The organism is Streptomyces sp. NBC_01716 (assembly GCF_036248275.1).
In the GTDB taxonomy this organism is placed as follows: domain Bacteria; phylum Actinomycetota; class Actinomycetes; order Streptomycetales; family Streptomycetaceae; genus Streptomyces.
Map to the genome: position 1 here is coordinate 3851492 of NZ_CP109181.1, position 25491 is coordinate 3876982.

Consider the following 25491-nt stretch of genomic DNA (forward strand, 5'->3'; position numbering starts at 1 on the left):
ACCGCCGGAGCCGGGCTGGTCTCATCCGTCCGCGACGGTGATTCTCAGCTCACTGGTGTACCGGCGGCCCGCCGCGTCCGGCAGCCAGAGCCCATCGGGGTCCGGCAGCATCTCGGAGAACGTCACGGTCCCGCCGGCCGTGGTGCCCTTGGCCAGGGTGTCGACCAGAACATGAGTGAGCAGAGGGCTGTGCGTGTCGAGATAGAGGGGCTTGCCCTGGCCGGAACCGGGCTTGCCCTGGCCGCCGTCGGCGTACCGCCAGAAGCTGTGCCGGGGCAGTCCGATCTCCTCGGCGACCTCCCGGACCCGCGCGTAGCGCTCGCGCGTGCTCATGTCCGGGCGGGGGACGAGGTGGCCGACCGATGTCCGCCACCTCTCGCGAGCCACGACGAGCCGGTCCACGGTGATGCGGGGGGTGTGGGGCAGGTCCGGCAGCACCCGGAAACCGGAACCGGTCTGAAAGATCAGGTACTCGCCCAGCACGGTGAGCAGCGGCAGGCGCCGGCCGTCGGGCAGCCGCGCCGTCAGGCCGTCACCACCCGCCTGACCGACGGTCACCTCGCGGGCCAGGACCGGTTCCACAGGCGGTTTGCGCGCACCGGTCCGCTCGCCGAAGGACAGATAGGTGTAGCGCGGCGAGAAGGTCTCGGGCGGGGGGTAGTCGAAGCCCGTCGGCCCGCCCGGCGCACGGTGGTGCAGCGGAACGAACCGCGGAGGCCCGTCCTCCAGCGCCGCCTCGGCCGGGCGCCGCACCACCGTGTGCGGGTCGGCGGCGCACATCGTCATGCTGTGGCAGTCGGCGGTCACCATGCCGGCGTGCAGTTCGCCGAGGACAGCCAGGTAGTCACCGCGCCGTACGGCGTCCACGTCGGACGCGGCGAGCATCAGGTCGGGACTGTGGTGCCGGCCCCCGTACCAGGCCGGGGGCCCGGCGGCGAACTCCTCGGCCGCCCGTCCCGCCAGCTCGGCGGTGGTGTACTCCATGTGCCGGGCCCCGGGGTCGGGACGCAGCACCCGCTCCCAGCGGGCGGTCAGTTCGTCGCGGACATGTGCGCAACTGGCCGCGTCCCAGAAGCGGTCGTCGACCCGGCCGATCAGCGCGTCGAGCGGTACGTTGTCGGGCCCGAACAACGGGGTGAGGTCCCGGTACGCCCCGGCGAACCAGGTGTCGGCCTCGGCGCCGATCCTTGTGCAGAACCAGCGCGCGCTGTCCAGGACCAGGCCCAGCGGCCCGGCCAGCTCGTCCAGCACCTGGGTGCCGAGGGTGAGGTCGACGGCACGACGGTCGGCACCGACGAACAGCCGGTGTCCGAACTCCGCCTGCTCCCGGGACCTGTTGGCCGGCTGCCCGGTCAGCTCCGTATAGGTCCGGTCGGCGCGCGCCAGGGACTCGGCCAGTTCGCCGGCCGTACCGGCGGCCCCGACCTCTTCGCGCGTCGCGATCAGCTCGTCCAGCTTCTCGCGGGCGTCCCGGGCCTCCCGGGCATCCGGCAGTGCCGCCAGTTCGCGTGCCAGCGCGGCTTCGGGGCGCAGGTCGACCGGCACGTCGAAGGTCCAGGTGATGACGGACTCGTCGGCCAGGGCCTCCAGTACATCCAGTACATCCAGAGCGGAATTCTCCGCTCCGATTTCGGCCGTGATCTCGGCCGCGGTCCGCCTCCCGTCGGTCAGATCGAGCACCGCCGCCTCCGCCGGACTCAGTCTGCGCGACGCCCCGCCCCTGCGGAGCAGGATCCGCCCCATACGTGTGGTGCCCACCGCCATGGCCGGCGGGAGATGCCGTCTGATGTCCCGTCGACGGGACAGGACAGTGCCCAGTTCATGGATGGCCCAGTCCTCGAACATCACGTGCTGCTGGTCGGTGAGACCGGGCCCCACGGAAAGGGTCATCCTCGGCGCGCCGGCGAAGGTGCCCCATGTGAGCGGACCGAAGAAACCGACGCTTTCGTTCCGGGTGTAGTAGCGCTGGAGGTACTGCCCGAGCAGACGCGTGGTGAAGCGCCGGCCGCGTTCGGCCCGCCGGGCGGCCCGTCCGGTGGCGCCCGCCGATCGCGACTCTCCCCGGACATGACGCCGAAGCCGACCGACCACCTCTTCGACGGCACGAGGGTTCTGCCAGAGGAGTGCCATGAGAAAGTGGTCAGCGGACGCGAGTTCCACGGCCGGTTCCAGTGCCTGGGCGTCCGGGGGACCCTCGGCCCATTTCTCCCCCGCGACGGCCTCGGTGAGGTCCGCAAGCGGGAAGGCAGTGCTCCGGAGGGCGAAATTCCGCCATACCTTCCAGGAAGTCCCGGGTAGCGGAAGTCGGGCTTGCTCCACTCCATCTCCTTCGCACGCACAAACGGGGAATCATGGAATCAAGAATCAATGTCGCCGTCATCGACGACGGCTCCCTGGCGATACAGGGCGCCATAAAGGTTTTGGAAAATTCCCGCCACATCCATCTTTCGGGAGTTTTCCCCCACGTCCGCGGCGTTTACGGGATCGGCGAGGAACGCCTCGACAGTCTTACGGTGATCGCCGACCCGTTCGCACCCGGCATTTCCCCGGAGTCACTCTCCGAGATGACCGACAGGGTTCCGGTGCTCGGTATGTCGGCGCAGGTGGAACAGGGCTATGTGCTGCAAGCTCTCCGTAGCGGGGTCCATGGGTATGTGAGCAAGGACGTGGATCCTTCGAATCTGGTGGCCGCGACAGCGGCAGTCTCCTCAGGGGGCTTCTTTCTCGGACTGCGGATCGCCGATGTGCTCTTCCTGCCGCGCGAAATGGATCCGCTGGAGGAGCAGCCCGCGCGCGTACCGGAACTCACCCGCCGCGAAAAGGATGTCCTGGTCATGATCGCACAGGGACTCACGCACAAGCAGATCGGCAATCGACTCACTCTCTCGAAGGCCACGGTGGACACATACGCATATCGAATACGGCAGAAAGTGGGAGCCGTGAACAAGGCCGGCCTCACCAGATTCGCCGTGGAAGTCGGGTTGTTGCAGTAGGCGGGCGGGCGACGAATGACCTCCGCTCCAGTCTGACCGCACCGGCGCCCCGGGACCAGTCATGAAAAGTGCGACAGCCAATGACTGACATACAGGGGGAGCGTTGCCAAGCGCGTGGCGCGTGCCTAGCGTGTGGCTGTCGATGACGTACGCACGGGGACAGGTGACAGTGAACTCAGCGTGGCAGGGCGAAAATGGCGCACTCGCCGGCAGCGCGACGCGACGTGCCTCCCTCGATGCTCACGACATTCCGGCGCAATGCCCGGAGCACAGCCTGACGGCGGCGCTGGAATTGCGTGGAACACTCGACGAGCCGGGCATTCAGGTGGAGTTGCGGCGGGTCGTCGCTCGCCATTCCGCCCTCCGTGGCCCCGAAGCAGAGCTTGCCGTCCCCCTGGACCGTCGGTGGACAGAGGGCGAGACGGCCGATGACCGCCGGCGCGGCGCCTTCGCGAGCGCACGGCGCGAAGCCCACCAGCCCTTTCCCTCCGGCCCGGTGCCCCGGATACGGGCCGTGGTCTTCAGCTTCGACACCGACCGCCATCTGCTTCTCGTCGTCATGGACCCGCGCGTCTGTGACGCCTGGTCGGCGAATCTGGTGGTGGAGGAGCTTCTCGACGGGGAGCGCCACCGACCGGCGTCCGACCACGCACGGGCTCGCGCCTCACGCCTGGAATGGCTGACCAGCTCCGAGGGCCGTGCTGCCGTCGCGCAGCGCGAGTCGGAGGTGCGGGGCGCTCTCCGGTTCTGGCCGGGGGCCCGGCCGTCCCCGAGCACGGCCACGGCGCCCGGCCCCGCCGAAGAAGTCCTCGACCTCGACGACGCCTTGGCGAAAACGCTGAAGGACAAGATCCGCCACATACGCGGAAGCCTGCTGGCCGTGACGGCACAGGCCCTGGCCCTGAGCGCGGGCGCCACGTCGGACCCCCGGACCCCACTGGCACTCACCACCACCCTGGCGGCACGCCGGCCCGACGAGGAGGGCGTGGTCGGACGGTTCTCCACGGACGGGGTGCTTGTCGTCCCACCGAGAACGGGCACGGTCAAGGACCACCTCTCCGCCCTCCGTAGGGAGGTCTTCACGATCCTCACGGAACAGCGAGTGCCGTACGACCAGTTGGAAGGCGCCCTCCAGGGCCCCCTCGCCGATGACGGACTGTCGTTCTCCCTTCTCTTCCTGCCCAACCAACTGAGCGGCGGCGAACAGAACGAACGCACCCTGGCGGGCCTTGAAGCCACACGGGTCGGGGTGTCCATCTGCCCCACGGGAGCGGATGTCGACCTCTTCGTGGTCGAACACCCGCCCCCACTTGAGAACGGCCACCGCCCACTCCTGCGCATCGGAGCGATGAGCTCCCGAACGTCTGTCACCCGGGGCGATCTGGACCGGATCCTCACCAACTGGATGACGACGCTGCGCACCCTGGCCGACACCGACTGGGCAACGACGCGCCTTGACCGTGTACTTGAGGACCTGCCGACGGATTGACTCGCTTCGGAGGGGCCGGCTGGCCGCCCAGGGCGCGAGGTCCTCCAGACCGTTCGGTACCGAAGAGCGGTAGAATGTCGGCCATGGAATCCACCAGGAAGTCTCCGATCGGCCGCCCCCGGGGCTTCGACGCCGACGAGGCCCTGGAGCGGGCCATGGTGGTCTTCTGGGCGCAGGGCTACGAAGGCGCCAGCCTCACCGATCTCACCAACGCCATGGCCATCACCCGTACCAGCATGTACGCGGCCTTCGGGAACAAGGAAGAGCTGTTCCGGAAGGCGCTGCGGAGATACGCCGAAGGCCCCGCCGCCTATGTGGGTCTGGCGTTGAAGGAGCCGACCGCCCGGGAGGTGGCCGCCGCGATCCTCGCCGGGTCGGCCCGTACGACCACGCTCCCCGGCCGACCCGCCGGATGCCTCTCCGTGCAGGGGTCCCTGGCCGCCGGCACCGCCGGGCGGCCGGCCCGCGACACCTTGGCCGCCTGGCGCGACGAAGCCCTCTCGCACCTGAACGAGCGTTTCCGGCGGGCCGTCGACGAGGGCGATCTGCCGGGGGACGCCGACACCGCGCTGCTCGCCCGTTACCTGATGACCGTCGCGAACGGCATCGCCGTCCAGGCCGCCGGCGGCGCCGACCACGACGAACTCCGACGAGTGGCCGACGCGGCCCTGCGGAGCTGGCCGCCCGCCTGACCGCTGCTGGCCTGACCGGCCCCGCCTGACCGCCCCCCTCGCCTCACCTCGTCGCGCTGTCCACCGCCCGCAGGATCTCCGCCCACGGGAGTTCGCGGGCCGGCGGGTTCGCGCGGGGTTCCTGGAGGGGCCAGACGTCCGGGCCCTCGATCAGGTGGACGCCCGCCCGGTGGAGGTTGGCGACGTGGGCCGGCCAGGCCGGATGGCGGGCGTGGGCGGCGTTGATGGCAGGGAAGACGATCACCGGAAGGCCGGGGGTGCCCAGGGCCTCGGTGAGGTGGGTGAGGGCCTGGTTGTCGGCGATGCCCAGGGCGAGTTTGGCGACCGTGTTCGCCGTGGCCGGGGCCGCGACGAAGCAGTCCACCGGCGGGTGCGGGCGCGGGTCCGTGGGGAGGCGGGGCTCGTCACGGACCGGGAGGCCGGTCAGGGCTTCCAGGCGGGCCAGTTCGCCGCTCGCGCGGAGCCAGCGGCCCGCGGCCGGGGTGAGGGTCACCGCCACCTGCCAGCCGTGGGCGATGGCCGGTTCGACCAGGCCGGTGCGGAGCGATGTCACCCCGCCGGCCGCCGACGCCACCACTCCCAAGACGCCCCGGGCCGTACGTACTTCGCTCATCGCCACAGTCTCGCAGGGCATCCCGGCAGGTCGCGGACCGACGGGCGCGGGTCGCGCATCCCCCATGAGAGCTACAGGAAGTGTCCATGTGTGGGGGATTCGCGGCCGTCGGCGGATACCTAGCGTGGTCGTCAGGTCGCCGCAGGTGCGACCAGTACAGGGGAGCCACCATGGGCGCGACGTCCGCGACACAGCACGACACCGGCTCCGGCCCGGACCAGGACCGCGACGTACGAGGCGGACGCCGCGGCCGTTTCGGCCGGATCGCGCGCTCTCCGCTCGGCTGGATGCTGACAGGGATGGCCGGCGTCGGCCTGGTCTCGGGTCTGAAGGCGACCGGACCCGGCCCGGTGCCGGTGCTCAAGTCCCGCCGACGCAAGGGCCGTTGAGACATGCGACTGGAGGATACGGAAGTGATGTCTCGTCAGATGCCGTGGAGCCTCCCGCTGTTCAAGGCGCCGCTCGACCGGTGGCAGGAGCGGGACGGCATTTTCAAGGACGGCGTCCTCGCCCTGACGCTCACCCTGCTGGCCTTCGTGCCGACCCTGTCCAACCTCGGTGCGCAGATCGGCGATCTGCCCGAGCGGCCGGCGAACATGCTGGGTGTCGGGCTGGTCCTGTCCCAGACCCTGCCGCTGACTGTCCGCCGCAAGTGGCCCGCGATCTCTCTGGCCGTCATCGCGGGCGCGTTCGCCGCGCACCAGGCGCTGGGCTTCGGGACGACGTTCGCGAGTCTGGGGCTGTATCTGGCCCTGTACTCCGCCGGGGCGCATCCGGTCCGCTTCCGTCACGCTCTGGCCGTCGTGGCGAGTACGGGCTACGCCGTGCTGGCCGTCGTCCTGGACCACCGGCCGTGGTCTGGCTGGTGGGGAGTACGGTGCACACGCGGCGGACGGAAGAGGCTGAACGGCGGCGGCTGGCCGCCGAGGTGGCCACGGCCGCCGAGCGGGCGCGGATCGCCCGCGAACTGCACGACGTGGTCACCCACCACGTGACGGCCATGGTGGTCCAGGCCGACGCGGCGCAGTTCCTGCTCACCTCCGCGCCGGAACGCGCCGGTGAGGGACTGACGGCCGTCAGCGACACCGGCCGTCGGGCGCTGACGGAACTGCCGTACCTCGAAGCTCGGTCATACCCGAAGTCTGCACCGGGCCACTGACAATCGGCCTCCGCCGAGACCCCCGGCCCCGGACCCCGCCGATCCACCGAAACCGTTGACGCGGGCAATGACCGCACGGTCGTACGGTTAGTACACTGCACGTGTGACAGCCACGAGCACCGACGGACGCATCGCGCGCGGGAACCAGACCCGCCAACTGATCCTGAAGCACACCGTCCGGATCGCCTCGGTCGAAGGTCTCGGTGGTCTGTCGCTCGGCCGACTGGCCGGTGAGCTGGAGCTGAGCAAGAGCGGGGTGTTCGCGCTGTTCGGCTCCAAGGAGGAGTTGCAGCTCGCCACCGTCCGCGCCGCAGCCAAGGTCTACATCGATCATGTCGTACGGCCTGTCCTGGACATGCCCGCCGGGCTGGCCCGGGTACGGCGGCTCTGCGACGGATGGATCGCCTACTCCGAGAGCCGGGTCTTCCCCGGCGGCTGCTTCTTCTACTCGGTCTCGGCCGAGTACGACGCACGCGAGGGCAAGGTCCACGACGCGGTGGCCCAGGCCCGCCTCGACTGGGCCGCGTTCGTGAGCCGGAACATCGAAGAGGCCAGGGAGGCGGGCGAGGTACGCGACGACACCGACGTCCCCCAGCTCACCTTCGAGCTCGTGTCGCTCCTCGAAGGCGCCAACGCCGAGTCCGTCCTGCACGACGACTTCAACTGCTACGCCAAAGCCGCCAAGGGCGTCCTCAACCGGCTGCGGGCCGTGGCGACCGATCCGGCTCTGTTGCCGGCCACGCCGCCCCCGTCGGCCGCGCCCGCCTCCCCGCCCGCTCCCTGACCACGAAGTCCCTTACGGCCGCGACGACTTGAGGGTCGCCCAGGATCCGCCGGTGGCCCAGCCCGCGCGTGACGACCAGCCCCGCCCGATCGCCCAACGCACCGGCGAGAGCCCGTGAATGGACGGGATCGACCAGATCGTCGTCCTCGTCGTGGACGACCAGGAACGACATGCCCTCCACCTCAGTACGAGGGACGGAGAAGCGCGACCAGATGTCCGGCTCGTCGCGGAACAACTCCCCTTCGATACGCCTCCGAAGCTCGCGGTTCAGCCGCGCCCGCAGCCCCGGCCCCGCGCAGAACCGGTCGACCAGATACGCGAAGTCGGGCACGGCGCTGATGGCCACGATCCGCTCCGCCCGCAGCCCGAGTTCCTGGACGGCGAGGAACGTCGCGGTGGCACCGAGCGAGTGCGCCACGACCATCTCGAACGGCCCGTGCTCCCAGTTGAGCGCCATGACGATGTCACGCAGATCGACGATCGTCATGGCCTCGCCCGTGGCTTCGCCGTGGCCGGGCGCGTCGAAGGCGACCGGGCTGAGGCCGAGGTCCAGCAACTCGGTTACCAGCGCGGCGAATCGCGAGCCGCGCGACTCCCAGCCGTGCACCAGCAGCACCGGCCGTAGACCCGTACCCCATCGGTAACTGACGGCCTTCTCCCCGCCGACGGCGATGCCGCTGACCTCGGCGCGGTCCATGACCGCACGCTCGCCGGACCGGAGCCGGCTGCGCCCGCGCGGGACCCGGAAGAGCCGGAAGGCGGCCTTGCCCGCGAGCCGGGGTGACACGTAGGACGCGCTGTTCAGGGCCGTACGGACAGCTGCCTCGGCGAAGTCCATGCCACCTACTCGTCATGGGGCCCGATCAGGAGTTCAAGAACGAGCTGGATCGCCTCATCGACCACCAACTCCTCCCGGAGGGACGGGACTTCGTTTGGACGTACGACCGGGCCTACCGGGACACGGCCGAGGCCGTCCTTGACTCCTTCGCCCGGCCCGGCGCGGCGGCCCGGCGCTTCGACCTCCCCGAGATCAGCGCCACCAGACGCTTCCCCGCCGGCGTCGCCGTCGGATTCCACTTCCTGGACCACGCCGTCCACTCCTGGGACGTCGCCAGAGCCGTCGGCATCGACTGGCGGCCGGACGACGACATCGCCGAGGCCGCCCTCGCCCTCGCGCGCCTCGTACCGGACGACGGACGGCGGCTCGCCCCTGGCGCGGCTTTCAGCCCTGCGCGGACACGGGGCGCTCGGGCCAGGCACCCCTTCGACCTCGTACTGCTCACGCTCGGCAGATCTCCCGGCTGGACCCCGTGGGGCGTGCCATCAGACGCAGAATGGGGCGTATGACTGAGAAGAACGACGACCACCAGCCGCACGACCCGGCGGGGCCCGAGGCGGCCCCCGACTGGGAGAAGCGCTTCCGGGCGCCCCGCGTCTCGCTGCCCGAGTGGGCCGAGGACGCGCCCGACCGCGCGCTGTTCGTGTCCAACGCGACGGGCACGTACGAGCTGTACGCGTGGGACCGCGCCACGGGCGTCCAGCGGCAGGTCACCGACCGTCCCAACGGCACCACGGACGGCGTGCTGACCCCGGACGGCCGGTGGATCTGGTGGTTCAGCGACACCGACGGCGACGAGTTCGGCGTCTGGATGCGGCAGCCCTTCGGGGGTGACGCCGACGAGCCCGCCGCCCCCGGTGTCGCCCCGGCCTACCCCAGCGGCCTCGCCATCGGCCGTGACGGTACGGCGGTCGTCGGCTGCTCCACCGACGAGGACGGTTCCACGATCCATGTCCTCCCCCCGGGCGGCACCCCGGTCGAGATCTACCGCCACCGCGAGTCCGCCGGCGTCGGCGACCTGTCGCACGACGGGACGCTCGTCGCCGTCGAGCACACCGAGCACGGCGACGCGATGCACTCCGCGCTGCGCGTGGTCCGGCCCGACGGCACGGCGGTCGCCGAGCTGGACGACACCAAGGGCGGCGAGGTCGAACTGGGCCTGGCGGTCCTCGGTTTCGCGCCGGTCGACGGCGACACCCGGCTCCTCGTCGGGCACCAGCGGCGCGGCCGGTGGGAGCCGATCGTGTGGGACGTGGCCTCCGGCGAGGAGACCGATCTGGCGATCGAGCTGCCCGGGGACGTATCGGCCGAGTGGTATCCGGACGGGTCCGCGCTGCTGATCGTGCACAGCTTCGAGGCGCGCAGCGAGCTGTGGCGCTACGACCTCGCGACGCGCGCGCTGACCGAGGTCGAGACGCCCGCCGGTACGGTGTCGGGCGCGACGGCCAGGCCCGACGGCTCGGTGGAGTACCTGTGGTCGTCGGCGGCCCACCCGCCGGTGGTGCGGTCCACGTCGGGCGAGGTCGTGCTCGACCCGCCGGGCGCGAAGGCACCGGAGTCCGTGCCGGTGACGGACGTCTGGGTGGAGGGGCCTGGCGGCCGTATCCACGCGCTCGTGCAGCGGCCGGCGGGCGAGGGCCCGTTCCCGACGGTCTTCGAGATCCACGGCGGGCCGACCGCGCACGACCGGGACTCCTTCACGGCGGGCCCGGCGGCCTGGGTGGACCACGGCTTCGCGGTCGTACGCGTCAACTACCGCGGCTCGACCGGCTACGGCCGCGAGTGGACGGACGCGCTCAAGCACCGCGTCGGCCTGATCGAGCTGGAGGACATCGCGGCGGTCCGTGAGTGGGCGGTCTCGTCCGGTCTCGCCGACCCGGCGAAGCTCGTGCTCTCCGGCGGCTCGTGGGGCGGCTATCTGACGCTGCTGGGCCTCGGCACGCAGCCGGACGCGTGGGCGGTGGGCCTGGCGGCCGTACCGGTGGCCGACTACGTCACGGCGTACCACGACGAGATGGAGGCCCTGAAGTCCATGGACCGCACGCTGCTCGGGGGCACGCCGGAGGAGGTCCCGGAGCGGTACGAGGCGTCGTCACCGCTGACGTACGTCGACGCCGTGCGCGCCCCGGTCTACATCTCGGCCGGCCTGAACGACCCGCGCTGCCCGATCCAGCAGGTGGAGAACTACGTGAACCGCCTGACGGCACGCGGCGCGCCGCACGAGGTGTACCGCTACGACGCGGGCCACGGCTCCCTGGTGGTCGAGGAACGAATCAAACAGGTCCGCCTGGAACTGGACTTCGCGGAGCGGCACCTGCGGTAGGGCGTGATGTGAGGATCCTGTCACCGGCCGCCCTGGGGGGCGGGCGTGAGCCCCGCCCCCCGCGCCCGCGTGGGTGCTGCGTACCGTAGAGGGGTGTATCGGTTCCTGCTGACGCCCCGCTGGTGGGGCATCAATGTCTTCGTGCTGCTCGCCATCCCCTTCTGTGTCTTCATGGGGACCTGGCAGCTCGGCCGTTTCGAGGACCGCGTCGACTCGCACCGGAGCGCCGAGGACGCCCCCGACCCCGGGAAGCGGGCCGCCGCGCCGGTCGCGGATCTGTTGCCCGTCGATCAGGAGACCTCGGGCCGGCATGCCACGGCGACCGGTACGTACGCGGACCAACTCGTCGTCCCGAACCGGGAGTTGGACGAGAAGTCCGGCTCGTACGTGCTGGCGCTCCTGCGGACCGACGGCGGCAAGGCGCTGCCCGTCGTACGCGGCTGGCTGCCCGCCGGCGAGGCCGTGCCCCCCGCCCCGAAGGGCCAGGTCAGCGTGACCGGCGCGCTCCAGGCGCCGGAGAACTCCGGCAGCGACGGCGCCGACTCCCGCGGCGGGCTGCCGGCCGGGCAGGTCGGCATCATCAGCGGGGCGTCGCTGGTCAACCTCGTGCCGTACGCGGTGTACGACGCCTGGGTCACCGTCACCGAGCCCGAGGCGGGTCTCACGCCCGTACCGGCGCGGGCGCCGCAGGGCAGCGGTCTTGACCTGAAGGCGTTCCAGAACCTCGGCTACACGGGCGAGTGGTTCGTCTTCGTCGCGTTCGTGCTCTTCATGTGGTTCCGGCTGTTCCGGCGCGAGACCGAGGCGGTCAAGGACCGCGCGCTGGGCCTGGAGACGGCGGCGTAACACCCGTACAACCCGCGTGACGCCCCGCTACGACGCTTCCAGCACGCCCGTCCGGTAGATCGTCCCCGCGCACGCGTTGTCGATCGTCGTCGCGGCCGGCTCCGAGCCCGACTCCGGCGTGTGCACGACGTCGATGCTGCCGTCCTCCGGCGCCCCGTCATCACTGCCGAGCTGCGGCGAGGGCTCGATCGGCGTCGATCCGGTGCCGTTCGTCGCACCGCCCGTCTCGCCCTCCGTGGGCGAGGGGTCCGGTGACGGCTCACCGGTCGGACAGGTGTCGGTCGGCACCCAGGCGAACATCACCTCGTACGCCCCCGTCGGCGGCAGCACCAGGCTGGTCGCCTCCTGCGAGGGGTCGGGCAGGCCGCTCGCGGCGTCACCCTCGATGTGGTCCCGCACCTCGATCTTGCTGGGGTCGGCCGCGCCCGCCGCCTGGAAGCGGACGGAACCGTGGCCGCTGACCGAGCAGTCCGTGCCGGAGACGTTGGAGATACGGAACCGGCCGTAGACCGTGCCGTCGGCCTGTGGTTCGCCCGACTCGGAGCTCACCTGGAGCTGGCTCGCGTCGCAGGTGGCGGTGGAGCTGGTGAAACTGCTCTCGGGGTCGTTGTCGAAGCCGCCGGTCGTACCGCCCGTGGTCCCGTCGCCGCCCGTCTCGGGCGAGTCCTTGCCGTCCGGGCCACCCTGTTCGTCGTCCGTCTTGCCGGAGGGGCCGGAGCCCTCCTTCTCACTGTCCTTGGGGCCGCCGTCGGAGCCGGTTCCGCCCTGGACCTGCTCCCCGTGGCCCACGTTGAAAGACTTGCCGTCCGAGGAACTGCCGGTGTTGGCGACATGCACGAAGGCCGGCACGGCCGTACCGAACAGCAGCGCCGCCGCCGCGACGCCGACGAACGCCTGGCGCTTGCGCGCGCGTCTCGCGGGCACGGCCCGCTTCAGCTGGTCGAGGGCTCCGGGCGAGGGCTGGATCTCCTGGACGGCGCCGTGCAGGAGCCGGCGGAGCGCCAACTCGTCGGAGGTGTCACCGTCGTCACCGCCCACTCCCTCTTCGCCGCCCACTCCCCCTTCGCCGCGGCCGAAGATCGCCGCGAGAGGCTGGGGCCGAGTCACCTCTGTCTGCCGATCCCCATCGGCTCGGGCGGCACCGCCGTCGGCGTCTTCCGCGCCCCGCGTGCTGTCGGCCACACTGTGCAGGTCTCCGCCCGGTTCTTCTTCCGGCCCGTGGTTCACAGTTCCATTCCCAGTCGACTCGCTCGTCGGACCGTCCGGCCCCTCCGGCCTTCCGTGGTCCTGGTCTCGCTCGTGCCCGTTCATGCCGTGGCCTCCATGGCGATACGCAGCGCCGCGATGCCTCGCGAGCCGTACGCCTTCACCGAGCCCAGGGATATGCCGAGCGTCTCGGAGACCTGCGCCTCCGTCATGTCGGCGAAGTAGCGCAGCACCAGTACCTCGCGCTGGCGGCGCTGGAGGCCGCGCATCGCCTTGATCAGCGCGTCGCGCTCCAGCAGGTCGTACGCGCCTTCCTCGGCGCTCGCCATGTCGGGCATCGGCTTCGAGAGCAGCTTGAGCCCGAGGATGCGGCGGCGCAGCGCGGAGCGCGACAGGTTGACGACCGTCTGGCGCAGATACGCGAGGGTCTTCTCCGGTTCGCGTACGCGATTGCGCGCCGAGTGCACACGTATGAAGGCTTCCTGGACGACGTCCTCGCACGAGGCCGTGTCGTCCAGGAGCAGGGCCGCGAGGCCGAGCAGTGAGCGGTAGTGCTGTCGGTAGGTCTCGGTCAGATGGTCGACGGTGGTACCTGCGGCCATCGCGCCGTCAGCCTCGCGCCGGTCCGGGAGACCCGTCGGGCGCGCCGCCGGCATGGGAGCGATCACCGGCATACCACCGGGACTGCGAGGCCGACGGCTCGGCCGCACCGAAGTGCCGCGAACCGGGACGACCGCTGTGAAATCGAGAACCTCTGCCACGCCTGTTGGACACGCTGCCCCCGCCCAGGGTTGTACGTGTTCGCCACCACATTTGACGATGCACCAATTGCCCTCATGCGTAACCGTTCTCCCCCACATGCCCCTTTTGTCTACGACATCGCGGAGGGACAACCGCATAGACGCTTCCGGTCAACCGTCGGTTGCGACAAGTCGGATGAGCATCGTCCGCCACCGGAACACCCCAGTTCAAGTGGCCCTGAACGGCGATTTGCTCACAGGGCTTTCACAGATCCTACAAAGGGCCGGACGGCCCACTCGGACGGGCACCCGCCCTCCGCGGTACGCGCCCGCCGGACGTGCCCGACCTCCGGCTACGCGCCGGTGAACTCCCCGGCCACGGCCTCCGCGATCTGCGCCGTGTTGAGCGCCGCGCCCTTACGGAGGTTGTCACCGCACACGAAGAGCTCCAGCGCCCGCTCGTCGTCCAGCGAACGCCGCACCCGCCCCACCCACGTCGGGTCGGTCCCCACCACGTCCGCCGGCGTCGGGAAGTCCCCCGCCGCCGGATTGTCGAACAGCACCACGCCCGGCGACGTCGCCAGGATCTCGTGCGCCCGGTCGACCGTGACCGCGCCCTCGAAGCGCGCGTGCACCGCGAGCGAGTGCGCGGTGATCACGGGCACGTGCACACACGTCACCGCGACCTTCAGATCGGGCAGATCGAGGACCTTCCGGGTCTCCTCGCGGATCGCCATCTCCTCGGACGACCAGCCGTCCTCCATGAGCGACCCCGCCCACGGGACGACGTTGAGCGCCAGCGGCCCGCCGAAGGGCCCGGTGATGTCGCCGACCGCGCGCCGCACGTCGCCGGGGTTCGTCCCCAGCTCCGTACCGGCCACGACCGACAGCTGCCGGCGCAGCGCCTCGACGCCGTCCTGTCCGGCGGCGCTGACCGCCTGGTACGACGAGACGACCAGCTCGCGCACCCCGAACTCGGCGTGCAGCGAGCCGACCGCCACGATCATCGAGAGCGTGGCGCAGCCCGGACTCGCGACGATGCCGCGCGGACGGAGCCGCCCGGCATGCGGGTTGAGCTCGGGCACCACGAGCGGCACCTGGTCGTCCATGCGGAACGCGGCGGACGCGTCCACCACGACGGCGCCCTGGGACACCGCGATGGGTGCCCACTGGGCGGACACGGCGTCCGGTACGAGAAACAGCGCGACATCGACTCCCGAGAGCGCGGCCTCGCTGAGCGCCACGACCTCGGTCTCCTCGCCCCGTACGGTCAGCTTGCGGCCGGCCGTGCGGGGCGAGGCCAGAAGGCGGATCTCGCCCCAGACGTCCGCGTGCTGCGACAGGATCTGGAGCATGACGGCGCCGACGCCCCCGGTCGCGCCTACGACCGCGAGCGTCGGGCGGCCGTTCATCGGCCCGCGCTTCCGCGACTCCCGCTCATCGTCCGGTGCCCCCGTAGACCACGGCCTCGTCCGACTCGGTGTCCAGGCCGAAGGCGGTGTGCACCGCGCGCACGGCCTCGTTCACGTCGTCCGCGCGGGTGACGACCGAGATACGGATCTCGGAGGTCGAGATCAGCTCGATGTTCACGCCCGCGTCGGACAGCGCCTCGAAGAAACCGGCCGTGACACCCGGATTCGTCTTCATACCGGCGCCGACCAGCGAGATCTTGCCGATCTGGTCGTCGTAGCGCAGCGAGTCGAAGCCGATCGTGCCCTTCGCCCGCTCCAGGGCGTCGATCGCCTTGCGGCCCTCCGTCTTGGGGAGGGTGAAGGAGATGTCGGTCAGCCCGGTGGACGCGGCCGACACGTTCTGCACGACCATGTCGATGTTGACCTCGGCGTTCGCGATGGTACGGAAGATCGCGGCGGCCTCCCCGGGCTTGTCGGGCACGCCGACGACGGTGATCTTGGCCTCGGAGACGTCGTGGGCGACTCCGGAGATGATGGCGTGCTCCACCTGCTGGTCCCCTTGCGGCTCGTTGCTGACCCAGGTGCCGCGCAGTCCGGAGAAGGACGAGCGGACATGGATCGGGATGTTGTATCGGCGTGCGTACTCGACGCAGCGGTGCAGCAGCACCTTGGAACCGGACGACGCCAGCTCCAGCATGTCCTCGATGGAGATCCAGTCGATCTTCCGGGCCTTCGGGACGACGCGCGGGTCGGCGGTGAAGACGCCGTCCACGTCCGTGTAGATCTCACAGACCTCGGCGTCCAGCGCGGCGGCGAGGGCGACGGCGGTGGTGTCGGAGCCGCCCCTGCCGAGGGTGGTGATGTCCTTCTTGTCCTGGGACACACCCTGGAATCCGGCGACGATGGCGATGTTGCCCTCGTCCAGCGCCGTACGGATACGGCCGGGCGTCACGTCGATGATGCGCGCCTTGTTGTGGACCGAGTCGGTGATGACGCCGGCCTGACTGCCGGTGAACGACTGGGCCTCGTGGCCCAGGCTTTTGATCGCCATGGCCAGCAGCGCCATGGAGATCCGCTCTCCGGAGGTCAACAGCATGTCCAGTTCCCGACCCGCGGGGATCGGGGACACCTGTTCGGCGAGGTCGGTCAGCTCGTCCGTCGTGTCGCCCATCGCGGATACCACGACGACCACTTGATGGCCGTTCTTCTTGGCATCGACGATTCTCTTGGCAACGCGCTTGATGCCTTCGGCATCGGCAACGGAGGAGCCTCCGTACTTCTGCACGACAAGGCCCACGTGCGCTCCTCGATCAGTCATGCCGCAGTCGTTCATCACTGCGGTCGGCTCAGTCTAACGAGCAGCCGCATTCCGCTTGGGATATATCGCATCGTGAGATACCCGGCTCACACCTTGATCACCCAACAAGCGTCGCGGCTGCTCGGTGGACATGCATGCCCGGTATGAAACGCCCCACGCGAAACGTGGTCCGGGTCACACGCTGATCCCGCCCGGTTGGGCCTGTGCCGGAAGTTATCGGCCGGGATCGGTGGTGGCGGGGGCCTGTACGGCCGGGGCCTGTCCGGCGATGACGTTTGTGGGGAGGCTGCCGGCCGCCACGAGGCCCGCTGCGGCGATGGCGCCCGCGACGACGCACTGGATGATCTTTCCGAACACAGGAGCCTCCACGGAAACGCCGATGAACGCCAACGAACGCCGACAGGGGCGTCATTAGGGTTATACGGAGGAACGGGGCCCCAGGTTCACGAAGAGTCGGCGGGGGTCCCGGCGGACCAGAAGCCGGAGCGCACGTTGGGACGGGGGATCTCGACGCCCTCGTAGGCGGGACCGTTGGGCTCGGCGGTGGGGGCGGCGACCTTCGACTCCGCGACGCAGGGGGAGTCGACGTCGAAGAACACCTGACCCTTGTAGCCCACGATCAGACTGATCCCGAAGCCTTCCGGACTGTTGGCGAAGATGGCGGGGCTGTCTTTGTTGGGATTCACGGAAGTGATGCGGTAGCCGCTCTTCTTCCAGTACCGCTCGACCATGCCCAGGAAATTCCCACGCCGCTGTTCCGAGATGATGGTCATCACCGTCCGCCGACGGGTCAGATCACAACTGCCGGTGGATGTGTCGTCGTGAGCCCACTGAACCTCCGGCTCGATCGCCCCGAGCGTCGAATCGAGCATGGTGTCCGCGTGCTCGGCCGCCTCTTGCATATTCATGGTCGCCGCCACTCCCTTGTCATCCCCTCCCAGCACTCCGCATCCGGCGAGCAACCCACTCACCAGAAGCAGAATCGGGACCCGCGTCATCTCCCGTTTCATCGCCACTCCTCCGTCTTGATCCTTTCAGGCTGTCCGGCGACGATCAGAGCGATGTTGTTCGCCGATTCTTTGTCCTTTTCCGGCGTGAAATATTGGGAGTGGGCATCGAATCCGCCGCCGTCGAGAATCGGGTGCGCCCCGTGGTCGACTTCGAACCGTGTCGCACCGAATGCCTCGCTCGCCGGGTCCTTGCCGAAATAGAGGTCGTCGTCACCCCGGTCGGCGATGTCGCCGACGACGTACGCACCCAGTGGCCCGCCGGCCAACAGACCGGCGAAGCCCGCCGCGCTCTGTTGCTTCGAGGGAAGCTGAGTCACCGGATCGTTGTCGGCCGCCCCGACGTACACATGGTCCTTTCCGACACCGAGATCTTCCGCCTTGTCGGCTCCGGTGCCCGGGCTTCCCAGCAGAATGATGTCGTCCGCATGGGGAATTCCCCCTTGCTGGGCGGCGGTTCCCACGGTCAGTGAGCCGTACGAGTGCCCGATGGCGGTGATATGCGGGTCCTTGTTCTCGTTGGTGGCTCCCAGCCCGTTCATGAACTCGTTGTAGGCGGGCGCCCCACGCTCCGCATCCCCCTTGCTCATGACATCCACGCTCTGCGGTGCGTCGTAGCCGAGCCAGACAATGGAAGCGCTGGATGGGTCGTGTCGTCGCGCGCCCTTCGCCGTATCCATCGCCCGCTGCAAAGTACCCCCGGCGAACGAGTCGTCCAACTTGGTTCCCAGCCCCGGCACATACGCCGAGACGTTCTTCGCCGTGTCCGGATTTCCGTACGCCACAATGGCACGGCCATTGCCCTCGTCCCCGATGCCGAGCAGATACATCGGCACCCGCGTTTGCTCGCCCAGCTTCTCCTCGATCTTCCGGAGTCCGCCCAGCTTGGTCTGGGCGTCCTCGCCGCCCTGCTTCTCCAGCGAGTCGATCAGCACCGGGAGATAGTTCCGGTTGGCCTCGTCGCGCGCGAGTGACGGGATGCCGTCGAGGCTTCCGATCAGGTCCGGTGCGACGTCCAGGTACTCCCTGCGCTGCTCCGCGCTCAGACCGTCCCACCACTCCTTGCGCCCCGCGGGCGACGCGTCGTACGGAAGGTCGTCCCCCAGATATACCCGCGCGGTCCTGCGTACGGCTGCCGTGTCGCCGGCCACGTCCTTCAGCGTCGCCTCGGTGACGTCAAGGCCCGTCGCCGCCTTGAGTCCGCGCAGCGCACGCGCGTACCGCGCGTCGATCTCGGCGGCGGACCGGACCGCCCGTGCGATGCGGTCCGCGATCTCCTGGGCCATCGCGGCGTTGGGGTTGGAGACGTAGCCGAACCCGGGCCGCCCGTTCAACCCGGGGTGCGGTTCCAGGGGGAGCCGGGCGCTGCCCAGCGCGGTGCCGCCCGGGACCTTCTTCTCCTTCTCGCCGATGAGAGGGTCGCCGCAGACGACCGCGGGCGGGTAGCTGACCGACGCGTCGGCCTGGACGGTGAACTCCAGCCTCTCGGCGTCTTCCAGGGCTTGCGTCAATCGCACCTGCGGCTCGGCGAGTTCGGAGGCGAGGCTGTTCAGGGTCGTACGGATCAGACCGCACTCGGTGTGGACGTACTGGAAGTTGCGGCTCAGCCGCTCCAGCCTGGTGACGGCCGACTTGGCCGACTCGCTGTCCTGCGTCTCGCGCAGCTTCGCCGTCATCGCCTTGTCGGTCCTGACGCGGTCGGCCCCGGCCCTGCCGGAGACCTCGTGCCAGCCGTCACCGGCGTCCTCGAACTCCGCTCGTTTCAGGTCCCGTAGCTGCTGCCAGGTCGGTACGGTGCCGGTCACCGGTCCTCGCCCGCGCCGCCCGCGTTCACGGCCCGTACGGACTTCTCTACGACGACGTCGGTCTCTCCCAGCTCCTTGGCGACCCTCCCCAACGCCCCGTCCAGGTACGCGCATTCAACCCGCACAGCCGCCAGTCGCGTCTCCCACGATGCCAGCACCTCGCTCAGCGCGGCCACGGCCGAGAACCCCGCCGCGCCGACGGCGACACCCGCGTGCGCGGGCCGGAGCCGGCCGTGGCTCTTGTTCGTGCTGCTCCGCAGCGACTCGGCGGTCCCGGCCGCGCCGGTCCACGGCCCGCCGCTGTGCTTCAGCCGCCCCTCACCGCTCACCGGTGCCCCGGAGAGGGCGAACACCTCCTGCCAGCCCTGCATATACGCCACCGTTCCCCCCCTCGTTCGGTCACTCCACGCACGTGCGTGATGCGGTCGGAGTGACGTTACTGGGGCACCCCGTAGCGAATGCAAGTGAGAACGGAAGGGAATGGAATCCGAGGCCGGAACAGGCGTTCACGCCATAACACCCGCAACGCACACCCCACAAGAGCACCGGCTCTCAGGTTGCCCCAACCCGCTCGCTCAGCCAGGTTCGGCCCGACGTCGGCGCCCGTCAGTCCGCGTAGTCCTTGAGCTTCTCGGTCTCCAGCGTGATGCCGACCGGGTCGGGGAGCTCGACGGCAGCGCCGAAGGGCCTGATGGTGACAGAGCGGTACTCGCCCTTCTCGGGCTCGGCATGCACAGTCAGGGAGGAGGCATCCCGGTCGACGAGGAGCTGACCATGGAAAGTCATCTCGACTGGTCAGCGGGGGACTTGGGAGGGGGGTCGGTTCCCAACCTCTCCCACCCACTCATCTGAAAGAGGGCTCGGAGCCCGAGGCTCAAGCCCCGGGACGACCTGCGACGACGACGGCGATGTCACCATCCGGGACTGAGTAGCCGGGCTCATGCGGCGGACACGACCGCACGCTTTGATCAGCACCATGAACGCCGACCCGACCGCAGCCCAGGCCACCCGCCGACTCCGCAAACTCGCGACCATCTCGGCCTTTTCGATCGTGCCCGCGTCGATTCTGGCCGCGCTGCTGGCGCTCACCGGCGAGCGCGCCGGCAGGTGTATCACCTACGGCGAGAACTGCGGCAGCAACCCCGGCTGGCTGTACCAGGGAAGTCTCCTGCTCGCCGGCGTCGCCTGGCTGACCGTTCTCGTCGTCCCGCGCAACGCCGTGAGCAGGAGCGCGCTGGGGGTCCAACTGGCCGCCGAGGGAGCGTTCCTGATGGCGGTCGTCACGACCTACGCGTAGCGGCGTACCGGACGGAGGCCCGTCAGGACGCCTCCGCGGCCTTCTTGATGCGCTCGCCGAACGCCGGTGCGTCCTTGCGGGCCGCGCTGAGGGCCAGTCCCACCAGCAGCTTGCCGATGCCGTGGCCCTCCAGGACGTTGAACAGGCGCACCCGCGTCCTCCCGTCCGAGATCGGCTCCAGGTCGTAGCCGCCCTCGCGGGACGTCACCGTGTTCTTCGACGTCTCCGCCCAGCGGATTCTGGACGGCGCTTCCAGCTCGGTGATCCGCAGCTCGCGCTGGGATTTCATCCCCGCGTCCTTCACCGTGCTCCGGAACACCGAGCCGACAGTCGTGGGGCCCGCCGGGTCCTTGGTGATGTTCTGGACCCGGGGGCTGAATTCCCGGTCGTTCGTGCCCTCCGCCAGATACGCGAAGACCTCCTCGATCGGTCGATCGATCTCGGTCACTGCTTCGAACTGTCCACTCACGACTGTTCACTCCTTGACGGGCAGGGCGGGAGGAAGGTGGCAATTCACTCTGCCCCGGTGGACGGTCCCACGCCACTCGGGTTGCTGAGCGCGGGTGAAGTCCCGCCGGACCGGTCAGACCTTCTGGACGAGCACCGTGGGTGGCAGGAGCTTCTCCATGTCGTCCACGTCCGACGTGAACACCGTTACGTCGCCCCGCTGTTGGCAGGCGATCGCCGCGAGCACCGCGTCGATGGCGTACTTGTGGCCGTGCGGCCCCGCATCCGACAGCAGCCGTCGAGCCGCCTTGGCCTCCCGCTCGCCGACGTTCGCGACCGCCACCCGGCTGAGCACCCAGTTCCAGCGAGGCTCCGGGATCCGGCCGTCGTGCGCCTCGATCACCGTCATGGGGGACGTCACCACGTCGGCATGGCCGGCAGCCGCCAGGGTGAGCAGCGCGTGCATCTCGCGATCGCCATTCACCGCCAGTGAGAGCGCTTGACTGTCGAGCATGAAGACACGCAGGCGTGGCAGTAACCGACGCCCCTGCTTCCGCGCCTTGCCGCCTTCTCCCTTGCTCACGCCGCCACCGCGCCGTCGCCGGACCGCCCCGATGAATCGTTCTTACGGCGCCGGTCGTGCTCGGCGTCGAGGTCCTCCAGCCCGGCGAGCGCGGAGCCCAGCTCCTCCTCGGTGGGAGCGCCGTACTCCTCGTCCAGCCATCCCACGAAGTCCGCCAGCTTGTCGCGGCTGCGCCGGTCACGCAGCGCCTCCGTCACGTATGCGGAGATGCCACGCTCGGCTGCTTCCTCTCGGATCTCGTCCAGGAGGTCCACGGGAATCGTCACCGTGACTTTTTTGGTCGCCATATGATCGACCATACTTTTGCGTCCGGGCAGGACCAAGCGGAATTCCACCGCCGGGTGAACCGCTGGTCGCCACCCCCGACCGCCCCCGGCCGCCGGCCCGGAACCCCCTACGCCGGGTCCGCCACCGGGCGCATGCCCAGCGTGCCCAGTTCCTCCGCCATCACCCGGCCCGCCTCCTCCGCCAGTGCGTCCTCGCCCAGGTCCTGGTCCGTGTCCAGGCCGTCCAGGGCCGGGAGGGGCTGATCGAGGCGGACGTGGGCCACCAGGGACTGGAGGGCGCGGAGGGAGGCCGAGGCCGTGGAGCCCCAGTTGGAGAAGTACGAGAACTGCCACCACCAGAGCGCCTCGGTCGTCCGGCCCGCCCGGTAGTGCGCCATGCCGTGGCGCAGGTCCGCCACGATGTCGGCCAGGTCGTCGGAGATCCGGCACGGGACCGGTGCCTTGCGGGGCTCGTACGGGTCGAAGACCTCCGAGTAGACGTCGATCGGCTCCAGCATCACCGCGAACCGCTCGCGCAGGTCGTCCACGTCCGGCTCCGGGCCCAGGTCGGGCTCGTACCGCTCGTCGGGGAGGATGTCCTCGTGCGCGCCCAGCCGGCCCCCGGCCAGGAGCAGCTGGGAGACCTCCAGGAGCAGGAAGGGCACGGCGCTGTCGGGCTCGTCGCCCTTCGCCACCTCGGTGACCGCGACGATGAAGCTCTCGACCTGGTCGGCGATCTGGACCGAGAAGTCGTCCGGATCCTGCGACGTGGAGTGCAGCGTTGCGTCAGACATCGAGCAGTCGTCTCCCCTCGAAGGCACGCCCCAGCGTGACCTCGTCGGCATATTCCAGGTCGCCCCCCACGGGCAGACCGCTGGCAAGGCGCGTGACCCGCAGGCCCATCGGTTTGATCATGCGGGCGAGGTACGTGGCCGTGGCCTCGCCCTCCAGGTTGGGATCGGTGGCCAGGATCAGTTCGGTGACCGCACCGTCGGCGAGACGGGCCAGCAGCTCGCGCACCCGCAGATCGTCGGGACCCACGCCCTCGATGGGGCTGATCGCACCGCCGAGCACGTGGTACTTGCCGCGGAACTCGCGCGTCCGCTCGATGGCGACGACGTCCTTGGGCTCCTCGACGACGCAGATGACCGTCGGATCGCGGCGCGCGTCACGGCAGATGCCGCACAGCTCCTCCTGCGCCACGTTGCCGCAGACCGCGCAGAAGCGGACCTTGTCCTTCACTTCGAGCAGGCAGTGCGCGAGGCGGCGGACGTCGGTCGGCTCGGCCTGGAGGATGTGGAAGGCGATCCGCTGCGCGCTCTTGGGACCGACGCCGGGCAGTCTGCCCAACTCGTCGATGAGGTCCTGGACCACGCCTTCGTACAACGGATCGCCCTTCCTGGAAGTCGGTGATTCTGCCGGTAATTCTTGACGCTCGTACGGTAGTTGCTGAGGCGCCCGGCCAGAAGGGCTAGAAGGGCATGCCCGGCATCCCACCGAGGCCTTGCGCGAGCGGGCCGAGCTTTTCCTGCTGGAGCCGCTGCGCGTTCTCGTTCGCCGCCTGCACCGCGGCGATGACGAGGTCGGCGAGCGTCTCCGTGTCTTCGGGATCGACCGCCTTGGGGTCGATGACAAGGCCGCGCAGCTCCCCGGAGCCGTTGACGGTGGCCTTCACGAGACCGCCGCCCGACTGACCGTCGACCTCGGTCGCGGCCAGTTCTTCCTGGGCCGCCGCGAGGTCCTGCTGCATCTTCTGGGCCTGCTGGAGGATCTCCTGCATGTTGGGCTGGCCACCACCGGGAATCACGGTCACTCCTGGCAAATCGACGTCGGTTGTTCGGCAGGTCGAGCCTACGTGGTCGCCACGGTGGCCGTCCTACCCCACAGGAACGAACTCTTTCGGGTGAGAGTGCCCGCCTCCTCCACCTGATCACGGGGCCCGCGCGGTGGAAGCGCCTGGATTCCGGACGCATGGCCCACCGTTCGGCGGTAGGAAGTGCGGTACGCATCAGCATCCACGTCCCATGTCTCTATCTTCCACTCAGCCCAGCAGCTACGCAGAGGAGCGCCCCCGTGAGCCAGCCGGACATGCAGCCCGGGGGGTCGGCCCGGGACGAGGACGTGCCGCAGAGCGCGCCGGCGCCCGCACCGGGGCCGCCCGCGCGACCGCCCGCACCGGAAGCGGCGCCTGGGCCGGTGCCGGGCGGCGCCGCCAGGGACCGGGACCCGCTGCTCGCCGAGGCCTTCCCCGCCGGGGACTGGAGCGAGCCCGCCCAGCGGCTCGACGAGCTGTACCGGTGGGCGGAGGCGAGCGCCTTGCGCACGGTCACCCGCTACCGCGCGGAGCGCGTCGCCAAGCGCCACTGCGCACGCGCCCTGCGGGCGGTGACGGCGCTCGGCGTGGTCGTTGGCGCGGCGCTGCCGCTGCTGGATCTGACGGGGGTGCTGGGCCGGACGGCGACCGGGTGGGGGTATCTGTCGCTGCTGCTGGCCGTCGCCTGTCTGGGCTGCGACCGGTATTTCGGGGTGACGTCCGGCTGGATGCGGAACGTCGCGACGGCGCAGGCGGTGCAGCGGCGGCTGCAGACGCTCCAGTACGACTGGGCCTCGGAGTGCGTACGAGAGGTGCTCGGCCCGACGGACGGCACCGCGAGCGAGGCGGCGGAGCGGTGTCTGGTGGTCCTGCGGAAGTTCTCGGAGGACATCACAGAGCTTTTACGGGCTGAGACGACGGACTGGATGGTGGAGTACCGCTCCGGGCCCGCGCCGCCGGTGACGCAGTCGGCGGTGATCGGCGGCATGGGGACCACGGCGCGGGCGGACGGCTTCGGCGGGATCATGTCGGGCCGCCTCCCGCTGCCGCCCGGCACCCGCCCGAACATGCCCCGGCAGCGCCCCCCGGACGTCCGGTAGGGGAGGGAGGGGCAGAGGGACAGAGGGAAGGCGGGCGGGCCACGGACGCCCGCCCACCCGGCGCTCGGCTCAGCGCACCTCAGCTGAAAATGATCATCGAGCCCTGGCCCAGGCTCCGCGTCGCCGCCGCGTGCAGGCCCAGCCAGACGTGGCGTTCGCGCGCGAACGGGCTGTCGTCGTACGGAATCGGTCCCGCCGGTTCCTCCAGGGATGTCGGCCCCTGCGGCGGAGCCGGGGCGGTCGGGGGGTTGGCCGGGTCGATGCCGATCGACGGGGCCACCAGCTCCAGCTCGCGCAGCAGCCCCTGCGTCGAGCCCAGCGGGCCGCCGCCCGCGAGGAGTTCCTCGTTGGAGAGCGGGGACGGGTAGTCCACGGGGACGTACGCGCCCGCGTGGTCGTAGTGCCAGACCAGATGCGACTGCTGGGCCGTCGCCTCGAACATCTCCAGCAACTGCTCGTAGTCACCGCCCAGTTCGCCCACGGGCGTCACCGCGAGGCCGCACACCTGGAGCAGATACACCCGGCGCAGGAAGTGCAGGGCGTCGTAGTCGAATCCGGCGACGGGTGCGACATCTCCGGAGAGACCTGGCATGTAGGCGAAGACGGGAACGGACGGCAGCCCGGCGTCGCCGAGTGCCTTGTCGTAGGCCGCGATCTCTTCGGCGAAGGGGTTGTCGGGGCTGTAGCACAGCACATCGACGAGGGGGACCAACCACAGGTCACAGGCCAAGGGAGGCTCGCTCTCCAACGAGTTCGAACG

31 protein-coding genes are annotated in these 25491 nt (G+C 70.1%); 12 read left to right on the forward strand and 19 right to left on the reverse strand.

What is annotated here, in order from left to right; all coding sequences use genetic code 11:
- Nucleotides 1-21: 21 nt before the first annotated feature.
- Nucleotides 22-2130 carry a lantibiotic dehydratase gene (locus OIE74_RS16735; RefSeq protein ID WP_329383955.1) on the reverse strand — a complete coding sequence of 703 codons (2109 nt, stop codon included), beginning with the start codon at nucleotides 2128-2130 and terminating at the stop codon, nucleotides 22-24.
- Nucleotides 2131-2351: 221 nt separating this feature from the next.
- On the opposite strand from OIE74_RS16735, the gene OIE74_RS16740 reads away from it, so the two are divergent.
- From OIE74_RS16740 to OIE74_RS16750, 3 genes are all read left to right on the forward strand, one after another.
- Nucleotides 2352-2993: a response regulator transcription factor gene (locus tag OIE74_RS16740; protein ID WP_329383957.1), complete on the forward strand. Its 642-nt coding sequence runs from the start codon at nucleotides 2352-2354 to the stop codon at nucleotides 2991-2993.
- Nucleotides 2994-3156: 163 nt separating this feature from the next.
- Complete coding sequence (locus OIE74_RS16745; RefSeq protein WP_329383960.1) at nucleotides 3157-4482, forward strand: hypothetical protein; 1326 nt, start codon at nucleotides 3157-3159, stop codon at nucleotides 4480-4482.
- Nucleotides 4483-4565: 83 nt separating this feature from the next.
- Nucleotides 4566-5174, forward strand: coding sequence for a TetR/AcrR family transcriptional regulator (locus tag OIE74_RS16750; protein WP_329383963.1), 609 nt, complete (start codon nucleotides 4566-4568; stop codon nucleotides 5172-5174).
- A gap of 43 nt (nucleotides 5175-5217) precedes the next feature.
- Here OIE74_RS16750 and OIE74_RS16755 read toward each other — a convergent pair whose 3' ends face one another.
- A complete protein-coding gene (locus OIE74_RS16755) occupies nucleotides 5218-5787 on the reverse strand; it encodes a flavoprotein (RefSeq protein WP_329383966.1) in 570 nt (189 codons plus the stop codon).
- Between the two features lie 170 nt (nucleotides 5788-5957).
- Here OIE74_RS16755 and OIE74_RS16760 point away from each other — a divergent pair, with 170 nt between their 5' ends.
- The 4 genes from OIE74_RS16760 (at nucleotide 5958) to OIE74_RS16775 (ending at nucleotide 7730) form a co-directional block, all read left to right on the forward strand.
- Nucleotides 5958-6176 (forward strand): hypothetical protein, encoded by a 219-nt coding sequence (locus OIE74_RS16760; RefSeq protein WP_329383968.1) that lies wholly within the window; start codon nucleotides 5958-5960, stop codon nucleotides 6174-6176.
- Nucleotides 6177-6203: 27 nt separating this feature from the next.
- Nucleotides 6204-6782 (forward strand): DUF7134 domain-containing protein, encoded by a 579-nt coding sequence (locus OIE74_RS16765; RefSeq protein WP_329383970.1) that lies wholly within the window; start codon nucleotides 6204-6206, stop codon nucleotides 6780-6782.
- Nucleotides 6764-6946 (forward strand): histidine kinase, encoded by a 183-nt coding sequence (locus tag OIE74_RS16770; RefSeq protein WP_329383973.1) that lies wholly within the window; start codon nucleotides 6764-6766, stop codon nucleotides 6944-6946. The genes OIE74_RS16765 and OIE74_RS16770 overlap by 19 nt, the downstream gene beginning before the upstream one ends.
- A 103-nt stretch (nucleotides 6947-7049) precedes the next feature.
- Nucleotides 7050-7730: a TetR/AcrR family transcriptional regulator gene (locus OIE74_RS16775; RefSeq protein WP_329383976.1), complete on the forward strand. Its 681-nt coding sequence runs from the start codon at nucleotides 7050-7052 to the stop codon at nucleotides 7728-7730.
- Here OIE74_RS16775 and OIE74_RS16780 read toward each other — a convergent pair.
- Entirely contained in the window at nucleotides 7639-8568 is a 930-nt protein-coding gene (locus OIE74_RS16780; protein ID WP_329383979.1) for an alpha/beta hydrolase, read from the reverse strand. The two genes, OIE74_RS16775 and OIE74_RS16780, sit on opposite strands and share 92 nt — an antisense overlap.
- 14 nt (nucleotides 8569-8582) lie before the next feature.
- Between OIE74_RS16780 and OIE74_RS16785 the strand changes: the two genes are divergently transcribed.
- The 3 genes from OIE74_RS16785 (at nucleotide 8583) to OIE74_RS16795 (ending at nucleotide 11737) form a co-directional block, all read left to right on the forward strand.
- Nucleotides 8583-9077, forward strand: a complete 495-nt coding sequence (locus OIE74_RS16785) for a hypothetical protein (protein ID WP_329383981.1) — start codon at nucleotides 8583-8585, stop codon at nucleotides 9075-9077.
- Complete coding sequence (locus OIE74_RS16790) at nucleotides 9074-10891, forward strand: S9 family peptidase (protein ID WP_329383984.1); 1818 nt, start codon at nucleotides 9074-9076, stop codon at nucleotides 10889-10891. Before OIE74_RS16785 ends, OIE74_RS16790 begins: the two co-directional genes overlap by 4 nt.
- Before the next feature lie 93 nt (nucleotides 10892-10984).
- Nucleotides 10985-11737 (forward strand): SURF1 family protein, encoded by a 753-nt coding sequence (locus tag OIE74_RS16795; protein WP_329383987.1) that lies wholly within the window; start codon nucleotides 10985-10987, stop codon nucleotides 11735-11737.
- Between the two features lie 27 nt (nucleotides 11738-11764).
- Here the strand turns inward: OIE74_RS16795 and OIE74_RS16800 are convergent, their stop codons facing one another.
- The 9 genes from OIE74_RS16800 to OIE74_RS16840 all read right to left on the reverse strand — a co-directional run bounded on the left by OIE74_RS16800 (nucleotide 11765) and on the right by OIE74_RS16840 (nucleotide 20011).
- A complete protein-coding gene (locus OIE74_RS16800; RefSeq protein WP_329383990.1) occupies nucleotides 11765-12844 on the reverse strand; it encodes a DUF4232 domain-containing protein in 1080 nt (359 codons plus the stop codon).
- Between the two features lie 200 nt (nucleotides 12845-13044).
- The gene (locus OIE74_RS16805; protein ID WP_443076136.1) at nucleotides 13045-13704 is read right to left on the reverse strand and encodes a SigE family RNA polymerase sigma factor; all 660 of its coding nucleotides are present in this window, start codon (nucleotides 13702-13704) and stop codon (nucleotides 13045-13047) included.
- 332 nt (nucleotides 13705-14036) lie between these two features.
- Nucleotides 14037-15095, reverse strand: a complete 1059-nt coding sequence (locus OIE74_RS16810) for an aspartate-semialdehyde dehydrogenase (protein WP_329383995.1) — start codon at nucleotides 15093-15095, stop codon at nucleotides 14037-14039.
- 25 nt (nucleotides 15096-15120) lie between these two features.
- Nucleotides 15121-16392, reverse strand: coding sequence for an aspartate kinase (locus OIE74_RS16815; protein WP_329392327.1), 1272 nt, complete (start codon nucleotides 16390-16392; stop codon nucleotides 15121-15123).
- A 234-nt stretch (nucleotides 16393-16626) separates the two neighbouring features.
- Complete coding sequence (locus OIE74_RS16820; protein ID WP_329383998.1) at nucleotides 16627-16770, reverse strand: hypothetical protein; 144 nt, start codon at nucleotides 16768-16770, stop codon at nucleotides 16627-16629.
- An 86-nt stretch (nucleotides 16771-16856) separates the two neighbouring features.
- Nucleotides 16857-17423, reverse strand: coding sequence for a hypothetical protein (locus tag OIE74_RS16825; RefSeq protein WP_443076137.1), 567 nt, complete (start codon nucleotides 17421-17423; stop codon nucleotides 16857-16859).
- On the reverse strand, nucleotides 17420-19225 hold the full coding sequence (locus OIE74_RS16830) for an alpha/beta hydrolase (RefSeq protein WP_329384002.1): 1806 nt from the start codon (nucleotides 19223-19225) through the stop codon (nucleotides 17420-17422). Before OIE74_RS16830 ends, OIE74_RS16825 begins: the two co-directional genes overlap by 4 nt.
- Nucleotides 19222-19596 carry a hypothetical protein gene (locus OIE74_RS16835; RefSeq protein WP_329384006.1) on the reverse strand — a complete coding sequence of 125 codons (375 nt, stop codon included), beginning with the start codon at nucleotides 19594-19596 and terminating at the stop codon, nucleotides 19222-19224. Before OIE74_RS16835 ends, OIE74_RS16830 begins: the two co-directional genes overlap by 4 nt.
- Nucleotides 19597-19831: 235 nt before the next feature.
- Nucleotides 19832-20011, reverse strand: a complete 180-nt coding sequence (locus OIE74_RS16840) for a hypothetical protein (RefSeq protein ID WP_329384009.1) — start codon at nucleotides 20009-20011, stop codon at nucleotides 19832-19834.
- A 190-nt stretch (nucleotides 20012-20201) separates the two neighbouring features.
- On the opposite strand from OIE74_RS16840, the gene OIE74_RS16845 reads away from it, so the two are divergent.
- Nucleotides 20202-20522 carry a hypothetical protein gene (locus OIE74_RS16845; RefSeq protein WP_329384012.1) on the forward strand — a complete coding sequence of 107 codons (321 nt, stop codon included), beginning with the start codon at nucleotides 20202-20204 and terminating at the stop codon, nucleotides 20520-20522.
- 22 nt (nucleotides 20523-20544) lie between these two features.
- Here the strand turns inward: OIE74_RS16845 and OIE74_RS16850 are convergent, their stop codons facing one another.
- The 6 genes from OIE74_RS16850 to OIE74_RS16875 form a co-directional block, all read right to left on the reverse strand.
- Nucleotides 20545-20991, reverse strand: a complete 447-nt coding sequence (locus OIE74_RS16850) for an SRPBCC family protein (protein ID WP_329384015.1) — start codon at nucleotides 20989-20991, stop codon at nucleotides 20545-20547.
- A gap of 114 nt (nucleotides 20992-21105) precedes the next feature.
- Nucleotides 21106-21483, reverse strand: coding sequence for a hypothetical protein (locus tag OIE74_RS16855; protein ID WP_329384017.1), 378 nt, complete (start codon nucleotides 21481-21483; stop codon nucleotides 21106-21108).
- Between the two features lie 65 nt (nucleotides 21484-21548).
- Entirely contained in the window at nucleotides 21549-21839 is a 291-nt protein-coding gene (locus OIE74_RS16860) for a CopG family transcriptional regulator (protein ID WP_329384020.1), read from the reverse strand.
- Between the two features lie 107 nt (nucleotides 21840-21946).
- Entirely contained in the window at nucleotides 21947-22612 is a 666-nt protein-coding gene (locus OIE74_RS16865; RefSeq protein ID WP_329384023.1) for a DUF5063 domain-containing protein, read from the reverse strand.
- A complete protein-coding gene (recR, locus tag OIE74_RS16870) occupies nucleotides 22605-23204 on the reverse strand; it encodes a recombination mediator RecR (protein ID WP_329384026.1) in 600 nt (199 codons plus the stop codon). The genes OIE74_RS16865 and recR overlap by 8 nt, the downstream gene beginning before the upstream one ends.
- A gap of 85 nt (nucleotides 23205-23289) precedes the next feature.
- A complete protein-coding gene (locus tag OIE74_RS16875) occupies nucleotides 23290-23625 on the reverse strand; it encodes a YbaB/EbfC family nucleoid-associated protein (protein ID WP_329384029.1) in 336 nt (111 codons plus the stop codon).
- Between the two features lie 266 nt (nucleotides 23626-23891).
- Here OIE74_RS16875 and OIE74_RS16880 point away from each other — a divergent pair, with 266 nt between their 5' ends.
- The gene (locus tag OIE74_RS16880; RefSeq protein WP_329384032.1) at nucleotides 23892-24731 is read left to right on the forward strand and encodes an SLATT domain-containing protein; all 840 of its coding nucleotides are present in this window, start codon (nucleotides 23892-23894) and stop codon (nucleotides 24729-24731) included.
- 79 nt (nucleotides 24732-24810) lie between these two features.
- Here OIE74_RS16880 and OIE74_RS16885 read toward each other — a convergent pair whose 3' ends face one another.
- Nucleotides 24811-25461, reverse strand: a complete 651-nt coding sequence (locus OIE74_RS16885; RefSeq protein WP_329392328.1) for a hypothetical protein — start codon at nucleotides 25459-25461, stop codon at nucleotides 24811-24813.
- Between the last annotated feature and the right edge of the window lie 30 nt (nucleotides 25462-25491).